The organism is Heyndrickxia vini (assembly GCF_016772275.1).
Lineage (GTDB): Bacteria > Bacillota > Bacilli > Bacillales > Bacillaceae_C > Heyndrickxia > Heyndrickxia vini.
In genome coordinates, this window is the sequence record NZ_CP065425.1 from 1145478 (window position 1) to 1158536 (window position 13059).

Annotated in this window: 12 protein-coding genes and 1 pseudogene; 10 read left to right on the forward strand and 3 right to left on the reverse strand. The window is 35.3% G+C overall.

All coding sequences use genetic code 11. The features are described from left to right. Window positions 1-38: 38 nt before the first annotated feature. The 6 genes and pseudogenes from I5776_RS05625 (at window position 39) to I5776_RS05650 (ending at window position 6744) form a co-directional block, all read left to right on the forward strand. Window positions 39-1940, forward strand: a complete 1902-nt coding sequence (locus I5776_RS05625) for a BglG family transcription antiterminator (protein WP_202779359.1) — start codon at window positions 39-41, stop codon at window positions 1938-1940. Between the two features lie 160 nt (window positions 1941-2100). Then, window positions 2101-2433: a PTS sugar transporter subunit IIA gene (locus tag I5776_RS05630; RefSeq protein ID WP_202779360.1), complete on the forward strand. Its 333-nt coding sequence runs from the start codon at window positions 2101-2103 to the stop codon at window positions 2431-2433. After that, window positions 2434-3834 carry a glycoside hydrolase family 1 protein gene (locus tag I5776_RS05635; RefSeq protein ID WP_202779361.1) on the forward strand — a complete coding sequence of 467 codons (1401 nt, stop codon included), beginning with the start codon at window positions 2434-2436 and terminating at the stop codon, window positions 3832-3834. Window positions 3835-3838: 4 nt separating this feature from the next. Continuing rightward, window positions 3839-4135, forward strand: coding sequence for a PTS sugar transporter subunit IIB (locus tag I5776_RS05640; protein WP_202779362.1), 297 nt, complete (start codon window positions 3839-3841; stop codon window positions 4133-4135). A 47-nt stretch (window positions 4136-4182) separates the two neighbouring features. Further along, window positions 4183-5462, forward strand: a pseudogene (locus I5776_RS05645) (PTS sugar transporter subunit IIC). Between the two features lie 91 nt (window positions 5463-5553). Next, window positions 5554-6744: an MFS transporter gene (locus I5776_RS05650; protein ID WP_202779363.1), complete on the forward strand. Its 1191-nt coding sequence runs from the start codon at window positions 5554-5556 to the stop codon at window positions 6742-6744. Between the two features lie 234 nt (window positions 6745-6978). On the opposite strand, the gene I5776_RS21725 is transcribed toward I5776_RS05650, so the two are convergent. Further along, window positions 6979-7062 (reverse strand): DUF4822 domain-containing protein, encoded by an 84-nt coding sequence (locus I5776_RS21725; RefSeq protein ID WP_343066451.1) that lies wholly within the window; start codon window positions 7060-7062, stop codon window positions 6979-6981. A gap of 103 nt (window positions 7063-7165) precedes the next feature. Between I5776_RS21725 and I5776_RS05660 the strand changes: the two genes are divergently transcribed. The 3 genes from I5776_RS05660 to I5776_RS05670 all read left to right on the forward strand — a co-directional run bounded on the left by I5776_RS05660 (window position 7166) and on the right by I5776_RS05670 (window position 9872). Further along, window positions 7166-7693 (forward strand): GNAT family N-acetyltransferase, encoded by a 528-nt coding sequence (locus tag I5776_RS05660; protein ID WP_246483935.1) that lies wholly within the window; start codon window positions 7166-7168, stop codon window positions 7691-7693. Window positions 7694-7720: 27 nt separating this feature from the next. Further along, window positions 7721-8707 carry an NAD(P)H-quinone oxidoreductase gene (locus tag I5776_RS05665; protein ID WP_202779364.1) on the forward strand — a complete coding sequence of 329 codons (987 nt, stop codon included), beginning with the start codon at window positions 7721-7723 and terminating at the stop codon, window positions 8705-8707. Window positions 8708-8885: 178 nt separating this feature from the next. After that, window positions 8886-9872 carry a nuclease-related domain-containing protein gene (locus I5776_RS05670; RefSeq protein WP_202779365.1) on the forward strand — a complete coding sequence of 329 codons (987 nt, stop codon included), beginning with the start codon at window positions 8886-8888 and terminating at the stop codon, window positions 9870-9872. Between the two features lie 25 nt (window positions 9873-9897). Here I5776_RS05670 and I5776_RS05675 read toward each other — a convergent pair whose 3' ends face one another. Further along, window positions 9898-10827, reverse strand: a complete 930-nt coding sequence (locus I5776_RS05675) for a VanW family protein (RefSeq protein WP_202779366.1) — start codon at window positions 10825-10827, stop codon at window positions 9898-9900. A 93-nt stretch (window positions 10828-10920) separates the two neighbouring features. Beyond that, a complete protein-coding gene (locus I5776_RS05680; protein WP_202779367.1) occupies window positions 10921-12318 on the reverse strand; it encodes a zinc ribbon domain-containing protein in 1398 nt (465 codons plus the stop codon). A gap of 356 nt (window positions 12319-12674) precedes the next feature. Between I5776_RS05680 and I5776_RS05685 the strand changes: the two genes are divergently transcribed. After that, window positions 12675-12830, forward strand: a complete 156-nt coding sequence (locus tag I5776_RS05685; RefSeq protein ID WP_202779368.1) for a hypothetical protein — start codon at window positions 12675-12677, stop codon at window positions 12828-12830. Window positions 12831-13059: the final 229 nt, after the last annotated feature.

The following is a 13059-nucleotide window of genomic DNA, read 5'->3' on the forward strand; positions in this document are numbered from 1 at the left end:
TATTCTAAAATCAGTTGCTACTAATGAGGGAGGGTATTATGAATAAACGACAAATTCAGTTAGTACGATATCTTATGAAACGGAATGATTGGGTTAAAGGAGAACAATTAGCAGCGTATCTAAACGTTAGTTCTCGTACTATACGTAATGATATTCAATCTTTACAATCAACAGGGATTATAATAGATTCTTCTAAAAAAGATGGATACCGAATGGATAATTCTGTTGAAATTGTACGCCTTTTGGAACAGAAAAATGAATTTCCTGAAAATGCGCATGATCGTATGATGTATATATTAAAAAGGTTACTTCATTACTCTGAACCGCAAAATGTATACGATTTAGCGGATGATTTATTTGTAAGCGAATCTACTATCGAAAAGGATTTGTATCGCTTGAAGGCGTTTATTTCCAAAACAGAAGGCAAGGTGAGGTTAAAGAGAGTAGAAAATACATTTATGCTTGAAGGGAGTATACGGGCAAGACGAACACTATGGTCCAAATTGCTATTAAATGAAGTAAAAGAGAATTTCATTGACATTAATGCATTTGAAAATCAATTTAATGAAGTAAAGTTAAATGATATTAACAAAATTCTACAAGAGATACTACCAGATTATGAGATATATTTAAATGATTTATCAATGATAAGTATGGTTATTCATATAGCAATTGTAGTAGATACAATTTTGCGTAACGAAGAAACGATCTCAACTTCTGAAATTGATTATACTAGTTCTAAAGACGAATTGGCTGCTGCTCAGAGGATTTGCGAAAAAATTGAAAAAATGTACTCTATTTCAATTCCATTACCAGAAACCGAATATATAGCTATTTTACTTGGTGGAAAGAAAAGTTTTTATTTTAAAGATACTTTAAGGCAAGTAGCGGAAAAAAACATAGATAGTTATTTTATTACATTGGCAAAAGAGCTAATTATATCGATTCGAGATACATTTTTAGTTGATTTAACTGATGATGATAAGTTACTTGTCGGTCTTTCAATGCATTTGAAATCACTTTACAACCGTAATCGCCGTGGTGTTGAAATTCATAATCCAATTCTAACTGACACTCAAAAGAATTTCCCATTAATATATGACATGGGAATATTTATGGGGTTGCAATATGAAAAGAAAACAAGCCAAAAACTAAATGAAGACGAAATCGGTTTGTTGACGTTGCACCTTTGCATAGCCTTCGAACGACTGGCAAAGCATAAACAAAAGGGGAAACGCCTTGCTATTCTTTGTCCGACAGGGTTTACCACAAGTCGATTATTGAAAGCTAAACTAGAAAACGAATATGGGGAAAAAATTAATGAATTAAAATTATTTTCTATTTCAGATAGGGAAGCCATAACTAATTTTAATCCGGATTTAATTCTTACAACCTCAAAAGTTCCTGAGGATTTTCCATTTGCTACTATTGAAGTTTCGCCATTTTTGTCAGAAATAGAAAAGGAGAAAATTAGTACCTATTTTCAGCCAATAGAGAAGGCACTCATCAATGAGGATATCAGCATATACTTTGATAAAAACCTATTTTTTAAAGATCTAAAAGTCCAAACACCAAATGAGGTAATTGCCTTTCTTTCTACTGAACTGAACAAAAGGGGGATTGTTCCTTCAAAATATAGTGAGCTCATTTTAGCACGGGAAGCAATTTCTTCAACTGCTTTTGGAAATTTGATTGCTTTGCCACATCCAATTGAAAAAGTTGCAAGTAAAACGGTCATCGCTGTAAGCACATTAAAAAAACCGATTCAATGGGGACCTCAAAAAGTTCAGCTCGTTTTGTTATTTGCTCTTGCAAATGATAAAAAGGAGTTAATGGACAGCCTTTTTCGGGAAATTATTGATTTATTAGATAATCCAAGAAAGGTAAAAGAGATCATACAAGTTGATAGCTATGAATCGTTTCTTCAACTAATTAAATAATACAAATAAACCATGCATATTGGGATACCAATTATTATGTATGGTTTTTTGCTATGTAAAATCATATTTTCCTAATGTAAGAGGCAAATAATTATTTTAACTGTTTTCGATATCAGGTTACTATTAGTTTGTAGAGATCAGATAGAGAGGTGTCAACAGCATGAGTTCGAATGATCAAACTGAAGCTGTTTCATTTGGCTTAATTCTTCATAGTGGTAATGCCCGAAGCCATGGTATGGAAGCAATTGCTGCTGCGAAAAATGGCGATTTAGAAACAGCAAAACAATGTATTGAAATGGGAAAAAAAGAACTACTCAATGCTCAAAAAGTACATGCGAATATGATTCAGAATGAGGCAAGTGGTAATAAAACGGAATTATCGCTATTGCTGATGCACGGTGAAGACCATTTTATGATGGGACAACTTACAATTGATTTAGCTAATGAGTTAATAGAAGTTTATCAAAAGTTTGAAAGTGGGGTAGAAAAATAAATGTTAGATAAGAATTTTCTTTGGGGAACAGCAACTGCATCCTATCAATGTGAGGGAGGATGGAATGAAGGAGGAAGAGTTCCATCATTATGGGATGAATATCTACATAAAAATAACTTGGAAAATGGGGATAATGCATCGGATCATTATCACAGATACAAAGAAGATATCCGCTTAATGAAAGAAGGGGGGCATAAGGCATACCGCTTTTCATTAGCTTGGCCAAGAATCATTAAAAACCGTGAAGGTGATGTAAATCAAGAAGGAATTCAATTTTATCATAATATTATTGATGAATGCTTGAAAAACGGTATTGAACCATTTGTAACACTCTTTCATTGGGATCTACCCCAATATTGGGAAGACAAAGGTGGATGGGCAGAGCGTGAAGTTTGCGATGCTTTTGTGCGATATGCACAGGTTTGCTTCGAGGAATATGGAAATAAGGTAACATTTTGGTCAACGTTCAACGAACCACGCTATTATGTTTTTAGTGGATACAAGATAGGTAACTATCCTCCGGGTGTAGACGACACACAAAAAACCATTCAAGCTTCCTTTTATATGATGCTTGCTAATGCGTTAACTGTAAGATTGTTCCGAGAAATGAAAATGGATGGCCAGATTGGAATTGTCCACAGTTATGCACCAATTTTCGGTGTTGATAACAGTCTGGAAACAAAAATTGCCATGCGCAAAGCGGATAATTACTTTAATAATTGGATTCTAGATACGGCAATTAAAGGTGAAATTCCGATAGATATGCTATCAATCCTTAACGAAAAATATGATTTATGCTTTATGAAAGTAGAAGACTTTGAGGCAATTAAACAGAATACCGTTGATTTTGTTGGTTTAAACTATTACGCCCGCGCGTTAATTAAGCCATATACTGACGGTGAAACAATTTTGCGTATCAATAATAAAGGAAAAGAAGCAAAAGGTTCCAGTAAGGTAGTCGTAAAAGGATGGTTTGAACAAGTATTTGATAATCCGGACTCTACTTATACAGAATGGGATACGGAAATTTATCCACAAGGATTATATGAAGGGATTATGCAAGCATACAAAAAATATGGGATTCCAATTTATATCACTGAAAATGGAGTTGCTTTCTATGAAGATGTTTCCGGAGAGAAATCTGTTGATGATCAGGGCAGGATCCATTTCTTAAATGCGCATATTGATGCTATTTTACGTGCAATAGAAGATGGGGCAGATGTGTTAGGGTACTTCATTTGGTCAACAATGGATCTTTACTCTTGGAAAAATGGCCACGAAAAACGTTATGGTCTAGTTGGAATAGATTTCGAAAATAATTTTGAAAGAAAACCAAAATCGTCATTTTATTGGTATAAAAAAGTATGCGAATCAAACGGCGCTACCATTGAAAGGAGTTAAGATTATGTTGAATATTTTAATTGTTTGTAATGCAGGGATGTCTTCGGGTATATTAGCTCGTAAAATGCAGGATGCTGCAAAGGGAGAGGCATCAGTTAAGGCAATGGGTGTCAGTGAGTACCAGGAAAATTTAGAAAATGTTGATGTTATTTTGGTTGGACCACAAATTCGCTTTCAATTAAATGAAATAAAAGCGAACGCTGGAATTCCGGCGATGACAATCGATTTAGCCAAATACGGAATCATGGATGCAGAAGGAATACTGGAAGACACCTTTCAATTTTATGAAGGAGAGAAATAATCATGAGTAAATTCAACTCATTGACAGCGGTGATGGAAAATAAAGTTATGCCAGTAGCCAATAAGCTCGGACAGCAACGACATCTCGCGTCGATTCGTGATGCCTTTATTAGCCTCTTGCCAATTACTTTGGCAGGTGGGCTTGTGGCAATCGTAAATTCTCCTCCTGTCACAGATAAAACAACCAACGGATTATTACTTGCATGGAAAAGTTTCGCGGAAAATAATGGAACCGTTCTCAATTGGATATTCGCTTTTACACTAGGTGCAATGTCGTTGTATGTGTGTATTGGAATCACTCACTTTCTATGCCGATTTTACAAAATCAATTCATTTATTCCGATTTTATTTTCAATCATGGGCTTTTTCTTACTTGTTACTCAGCCGCAAGAATTAGGTTGGGAAGCAAAAACATTAGAGTTTAGTTATATTGACGGTAAAGGTTTACTTCCGGCAATTTTAATTGCAATCGGAACAACAGAGCTATATCGAATTATGAAACAAAAGGAATTTGGCAAAATCAAAATGCCGCCAAGTGTTCCTGCTAGTCTAAGTGATGTGTTTGCATCATTAATTCCAGGCATGGTTATCATTGCGGCTTTTATTATTGTGTTTGCGAGTTTCAACGCTTTTAACACAACCTTGGCAAAGGCTTTATTTGATGTCTTATCTCCAACTTTTAAAGCCGCGGATAGTTTAGGTTTTGTTGTCATTATTACTATATTGACACATTTATTTTGGTTTTTGGTATTCATGATGCAGCACTTGCAGGAGTTATGGGACCGATTCGAGATGGGAATTTATCAATGAATGCCGCTGCACAAATGGCGGGAGAACAATTACCTCATATTTTTACGACATCGTTTTGGACCTATTTCACGGTTATTGGCGGTTGTGGATCAGTTATTGGCTTAGCAATCTTATTACTTTTTACTGCGAGATCGAAACAATTAAAGACTGTTGGTAAAGTTGGTATAATCCCTGCAATTTTTGGTATCTCGGAACCATTAATTTTTGGAACACCATTAATGTTGAACCCTGTGTTCTTCGTTCCTTTCATACTAACATCGACATTGAATGCAATTATTAGTTACCTTTGTATGTCAATAGGACTTATAGGAAAGACTTTTTCAATGTTATCATGGAATATGCCACCGTTTTTAGGAGCTTTCTTTTCTACATTAGATTGGAAAGCACCGGTTCTTGTTATTCTACTAATAGTATTAAATGCAATCATATACTATCCATTCGTTAAAGTTTACGATCGACAACTCTGCAAGAAGGAAATAGAAAGTATAGCCGAGACACGGTCAGAGAAAACAAGTTAAAATCAAAACGATATTTAAAATGCTTCTAAGTCTTCTGTTTGTATATAACGAATGATTTATTTCAGAAGCTAACATAGAAGGGCGTTAATGTATGGATAAACGTATATATATCTTGATGGTCATTTCATTTATTGTTGGGATGGTTGAGCTAATTATTGGTGGAATATTGGATTTAATTGCAACAGATTTAAAGATCGGCCTCGGTAAGGCGGGTATTTTAATAACAATCTATTCCTTCATTTTGGGCATTGTTGGACCGGTGTTAATGGTAGTAACTGCTAAAATGGAACGAAAACGATTAACGATGATTTTCTTGTTCTTATTTTTGCTAGGAAATGTTGTAACAGTTGGTAGTCCTACATACAGTATGTTATTTGTAGGTAGGATTATATCGGCAGCCAGTGCATCTCTCCTCATTAATTTGTGTTTAGTGATGGCTGCAAGTATTGCAGATCATAAATATCGTAGTAGAGCTATTGGAATTGTTTCCATGGGAATTAGTGCTTCAATTGTTCTAGGATTACCTATAGGTCTTATACTAGGGAATGCCTTTGGATGGAGAGCACCTTTTGTACTCATTATACTTTTGACTGTCTTGTCAATGGTAGGTGTATATTTCTTTTTAAGTAGAGTTAAACCTAAGCCATCCATCCCTATTAGGGAGCAACTGGCAACACTAAAAAACAGAAAAATATTTTTTGGCCAAGCGACAACGTTTCTATTCTTAGGTGGACATACCGTATTGTATGCTTACTTTACCCCCTTTTTAAAAGAAGTTATGGGATTTGAAGGGGCAATGATTAGTATTGCGTATTTGATATTTGGTATCGCCGCTGTTATGGGAGGCGGACTTGGTGGAATCATGGGTGATCGGCTAGGGACAAAACGAACGATTCTAATTGTTGCTATCGCATTTAGTTGTGCAATATTTAGTGTTAAGTTTACAATATTCTCGCCAGTACTATTTTTTATCGTCATGATTATTTGGGGAATGTTGAGTTGGGCGATGTCCCCACCTATGCAGAGCTATCTGATAGAAATATCTCCGGAGACATCAGATATTCAGCAAAGTTTAAATAATTCTTCTCTTCATTTCGGAATTGCTGTTGGTTCACTAATCGGTGGTGTTGTGATTGAGCATACTTCTGTTGGTTACAACGCGATCATTGGAGGAATCGTAGTGCTACTTTCTATTGGGACATCGTTGATTTCCATGTATAGCGGATTGTCCAGTAACAAGAAAAATGGGAATAAACATGAACTAATGCGAAGAGAAGCGTGATTAATTTTGAAACCGATGTTTAATTAAGGATTGCGATGAAGTCATAGGATAGTAGATGTGAGGATCAATTGATATGATCAACGAGTCCATCAATGTAGAGCGGGATGACTACGCAAATAGAATTATATGAAGTATAAGGTTCGTAAAAAATAAGGGCTGGGAAGTTCAAAAAGTTTGCTTTCAGTTAACTTTTGGAGTTCCCCTTTTGTCAATCTTATTTAACGTTCTTAAAAACTAAATTTTTGGTTTAAGTTTACCCTTATAAGGTTTATGTTCAACGAAAACAGTAATGTCCTTTCCGTTTTTATCTTTTCCCACCTAATTATAAAATGAATATTTTTGAATAGAATGTAAAAGCGACTCTACTTTACTTTATAGTGAGTCGCTTTTATATTTAAAATATGAGCATGGAAGTGAGGGGATGCAAATGAATATCCGTGTGTTGATTGAGTCCGATGCTGTAATTTATCAGGAATTACGATTAAAAGCATTGAAAAATAATCCTGAAGCATTTGGCTCCACTTTTGAGAGGGAAAGTAAGTTCACCAAACAAATGATTGTTGACCGAATTAAGCCAACGGAAAATAAATTTGTGCTAGGGGCTTTTGACGAGAACATGGTATTAGTCGGAATGGTGACGTTTATGCGCGAAGCGAGTCCGAAAACAATACATAAAGCGAATATTTTCGGAATGTTTGTTGCACCTGAAGCAAGGGGTAAGAGTATTGGGAAATCACTCCTACTTGAATTAATAAAAATGGCCAAAAAGTGTAATGGAGTAGAGCAATTAAATCTAACGGTAGTTTCAGAGAATAAACCGGCGAAAAAGTTATATGAGTCTTTAGGATTTAAGGTGTATGGGGTTGAGCGAAATGCTCTTAAATTTAACGGAAAGTATTATGATGAGGATTTAATGGCATTCTACATTAATAGAATGGATACGATCTAGATATTACATAAACAGGAGGAGTATAGCATGAAAGCTGTAATCGTAAATCAAAATGGCACCAGTCAGTTGGAGCTTATCGAGCATCCGATTCCGAAGGCGAAAGAAGGAGAGCTGCTCATCAAAGTACATACAGCCGCAATCAATCGTACAGATATAGTTACGAGAGAAGGAAAAAGTGGTTATTTAACGAATCCTATCCTCGGAGTTGAGGTCGCGGGAACGGTTGTTGAAGCTAATGGAAGGAGTTCTTTTTCTGCAGGAGATCGGGTGATGGGACTGGTTAATGGCGGGGGTTACGCAGAATACGCAATTATGCCTATTAATCGAGCGATGAAAATACCTGAGAATTTCACATTTGAAGAAGCTGCGGCCATCCCGGAAGTATTTTTGACGGCGTATCAAACATTATTTTGGATTGGCAAACTTCAAAAACAAGAATCAGTTTTGATTCATGCAGGTGCAAGTGGAGTGGGAACAGCGGCTATTCAACTCGCAAAAAAGTTATGTGATGCGAAAGTGATCGTTACTGCAGGCTCCAAGGAAAAACTAGATTTTTGCAAGGAGCTTGGTGCTGATGTTGTTATAAATTATAAAGAGCAGTCATTTGAAGAAGAAGTTCAAAGAGCCACTGAAGGCTTGGGTGTTGATGTTATTTTAGACTTTGTAGGTGCTTCGTATTGGCAAAAGAACTTAGAAAGCATTAAAAAAGGTGGACGCTGGGTTTTAATTGGTATTCTTGGTGGCAGTGTAATAGAAAAGGTCAATTTAATGTCGTTAATGTCGAAGTATGTACAATTAACGGGAACACTGCTAACGCCAAGAAGTGATGAATATAAAGCACAGTTAACAAAAGAATTTGTTGAAAAGGTGACTCCATATTTTGAGCGAAAAGAAATTCGTCCTATCGTCGATACTATGTTTCCGTTGGAAAAAGCAAGAGAAGCACAACAATATATGGAAGAAAGCCGCAATACCGGTAAGATTATTCTTAAAGTGAATGAGCACCTTTCCTAAAATGGGAGGTGCTTTGCTTCGTTTGACCGAAATATTTCGTTTTTTGACCGATATTTCAACGAAGGTAGTTGATATATGTTAAATCCCGACCGATATTCTTATATAAATAAAATTAAAGGAGGATTTTGTTAAGTAATAATCGAATCTAGTAACAAATAAATTACAGGAGAGTGAGGATATGATTGTAAAACCGATTGAAATACCGGAATTTTTACAGCAATTGGAGGCATTAGATGGACGACTTTTTAAAAAACATGAAAAAAAAGAACTGGTTGGAAAGCAATTGACCTATCGAAGAACGGGTTATTACGGAGAAAAGTCGGTTGAATTTCCCCTAAGCTGTCTACCGAATAAGGATTACCTTATCCTTCACAATATTAGACTTCACTTTCAAAACCACTACTTTCAAATTGATACATTAATCCTTTCTCGCAATTTTTTCTTACTATTAGAAATTAAAAATTATTATGGTACACTCGTTTTTGATTCTGATTTTGATCAGTTTATACGAATTACAGATGAAGGTAGGAAAGAGGGATTTGAAAATCCAATTATTCAAGTAGAAAGGCACAAAAATCAATTAAATCAATGGCTTGTCAAATGTTTTGGCCTCGCCATTCCAATTGAAACACTCGTTGTCATAAGTTCTCCTCGAACAATCCTTATAAATGATTCAAATAATCCGCATGTCAAAGAAAAAGTTATCCACAGCGCAAACCTTCCATTAAAAATACAAGAGATACAAAATAAATATAGACACCCAATAGTCGATACTAAACAACTAACAAGGATTTCCAAAAAAATACTGAAGGAACATACACCTGCATGGAGAAACATACTGCAAATGTTTAATCTTAAAGAAAATGAGATTTTAACAGGGACCCGTTGTGACAGCTGCTTCCATATTCCCATGATTAGAAAAAATGGAAAATGGAGCTGTCCAATTTGCTATCATATTTCAAAGGACTCACACCTCTTTGCACTAAAGGATTATGCTCTTCTAATAAGAAAAACAATAACAAATAAAGAGGCGAGGAATTTTTTACACTTATCATCGGATACAACGACCAAGAGATTACTACAATCCATGGATCTACCATATATCGGCGAGAACAAAGGAAGAAAGTATTTGCTCGATTCGCTTGTAAAACGTTTTGAAAAGTGAAAAATAGACCGATATCTCCAAATGTTTATTCCTCTCGATGAACCTCAGATCCCATCGATTCCTCTTTTGGAAGTTTAAACGAAGCACTCGGTACCTTTCTTGGTGAGACTTTTAAATCTTCAGATGAGTAGATCGTAATACTTGCTGTTCCTCCATATACATTGGAACGTATAAGTATAGGTTGTTGATATTTGTTTGTAAACCGAAAATCCGGTCCATACCAGCTTACCGTAGCATCCCTTCCCGGTGGCACATAAGCGACCCGTTTGCTATGGGAATAACGTTCAGTAATCGTCATTCCTGCCGAATCAACGGCATTATATAACGTGGAGGAGATTTGGCAGATGCCGCCGCCAATATCTTCAGAAAGTTCTCCTCTTACAATGACTGGTGCGCGCATATATCCTTTTTCCTTCGTTCTTTTTCCTACGGTTTTGTTAAAGGAAAAGGTTTCCCCCGGAAATATAACTTGGTTATTAATTGCTTTACTTGCCAGTACAATATTATGGGAACGCTCTTTATTACCGGAATTAAAATAAGTTGCGTATTGCCCAATTCGCTTCACACGGATTTGAGAAAGTAGCTCACTATCAACGGCGGGAAATACTTTTCGCACGGGAACTTCAATAGTTGAGGCATCTTTTGTAAAAAAATATGTATAAAATAAACGTTTAAACGCTTCATGATCAAGTGTATAGCCAACCTTTTCCGATACGATATTTCCTTGTTTATCGATGCTTGCATTAGTAGGTGGTACATAGACGGATTTTTCGAGTCGTTGAATAAATGCTTCCAATTTATCATGATCAGCTATTGGAAGATTGATTAATGGATTGGCAAAATAGGTTCGATTGACACTAGCGACCGTGTTTCCTTCGTATGTTATTGTCAAATTATCAGGAAGATTACCTATACTTCCTATTAATAAAAAAATTGAAACTAAAAAATGCTTCATAAATCGCTATCCCTCCCAACAATAGTATGGGTAGGTTTGTCTTTTTTCATGTTAATTAATTTTTATATAAAAAACAGCCTTCAGAAAAGGCTGTTAAGAATGAAAATCGAATGATTTTAAATCGTCAGATTCGGTTAAGAAAAAGCTTCCATTATGATAATCTTCAATTTTCCACTTCTTTTCTTTTTCATCGAAATAAAGATCCATATAATAGGTTGTTATCGCATCGTCGCCTTTTCTTAATAGAGCATAATTATGAAGTTTTGGCTCATGCAGCGTGTATTCCGCCTCAACTTTTAGTTCATAGCGATTTTTTTCTTCATTAAAGACAGGAGTTTTTAACGTATCAGTGTTATATCTTGCTTTTGTGAAAGTAGCAACATATTTTTTCGGTCTTGATTTAATGCTCTTTGCTTCTTTTTTAACCGCTGCTTGATATTCTTTCGGTGCGTATGTCATTTTGGCTGTATTACCTGTCTGTAATGCCGCTGTGTGTTGCTTCCAATTCTCGTTTAGCATAACCATGAGTTCTTCTTGCTGATCTTGAGGAATTGCTACAAATTCCTCCATATTCATAAATTTGTCGTCTACAGGGTAATCTTCCGAAGTTGCCGAACCCCACGGGAATTCTTTTTCCAACTTAAACGTCGCTGTTCCATCTGTTGGGAGCATTCCTACTTCTTCCATATCCTTGCCTATTTTCACATCCGTTTTTTCGCCATTTACGTATAAAGTTGTATCATCATATATTGTCATGGCTTGTACTTCGGATGCCTGAATTTCTAACGTTTTATTTATTTCTCGATGTTTTTCATCGAATAATGCAACCGTCTCTTTCTCTTCAGCATTAATGTATTTACCAGGAAGTACAGCTTTGATTTCATGGTCTCCCGGTGAGAACGGCCCGTATGTTTTAGATTTTCCCTCATTTGTATTTGTTTCTACTTCTTTATTATCTACGAAGATCTTGGCGCTGTCTTTATTCACCGTAATATTAATATAGGCAGGGATGACATCTAATGAATAGTTATGGAAAAACAGCCACTTCTTTCCGTCCTCTTTCAAATGGATGCTAGCAAACGTTTCATCATTATTCATATAAATGGAATCGTCTGTAAAACTTTCTGCTTGTCGATCTAATTTTGTAAATAAATCATCTTTCATATCTGGATGATCTTCAAGGTAAGAAAGTAGCTCACTTGCATCCGCTTTTTTAAACTTCCAATTGTCAGTGCGAGAGTTCAACAAAGAAACAATTTTGCTTTCATTCTTCGCTTTAACAGCTTCTTTGAAAGCCGCAACCGTTTTATCAGGCGATGAAGCAGATAAGCCGATTTGATAAAGCACGATACAGAGAACGATGATTAGTAAACAGCTACCGAGCAGACCCATTCTTTTTTTTGTGAAAAAAGGTTTCTGAACCGGTGTTCCGCATTCAGGACAAAAGCTGGAACCTTTATTTAATGTGGTGCGACAGTTTTTACATTTCATATCTAAACCTCACTTTTCATAAATAATCCCACCAATTAGTAACCAATGGTGGGAATTTTAGGAATGATTAAATAATTATAAAATTTATGTTTCAATTTTACCATATTTGGGTAATGTATTCATGAAACATTTGTCATAGGAAAATTTACAGAGTCGATTTATTGTAAAATTTAGTACTATTTAAATGGATAGAGTAGATGGATATATTTTACACTCCTATTTTCGCTTCGTATTCTACTACTTCTAATTACCACATCATTCATTTTTAAAACATATCTTTCATTTTTCCATTAATAAAGGGGGAGAGTAATATAGCGAATCACGATGATACCGTGTTATTAGAGTCGAAAACAGAAATGGAAATGAAAAGTGATCATTACCAGGAAGAAAAATGGGGTCAAAGTAAAAAGGTACACAAGAAAAGTAAAAAACAAACCCTTATTACATTTGCCCCAGAAATAATTTTTTTAACTGCTGTCATTATTTTAAGTTTATATATTTACTTTACATAAGGTAAAAGTCCTGAAAAAGTTAGAATTACGCAAAACACAGGTATGAAAAACTACCTATTTTTCTGCTTGTGTATAGGAAAAAAGTTTTGATAGTATAATATTTTTTCTTCATAGTTAATTAGTATTTTACTTGAATTGTTGGTTGTATATAGGATAAGGACCTAATGACTATCTGGACTGTAAGGATTTTACTAAATAGGTAGCGGTACTATTTTCTCATTTTTTGGAA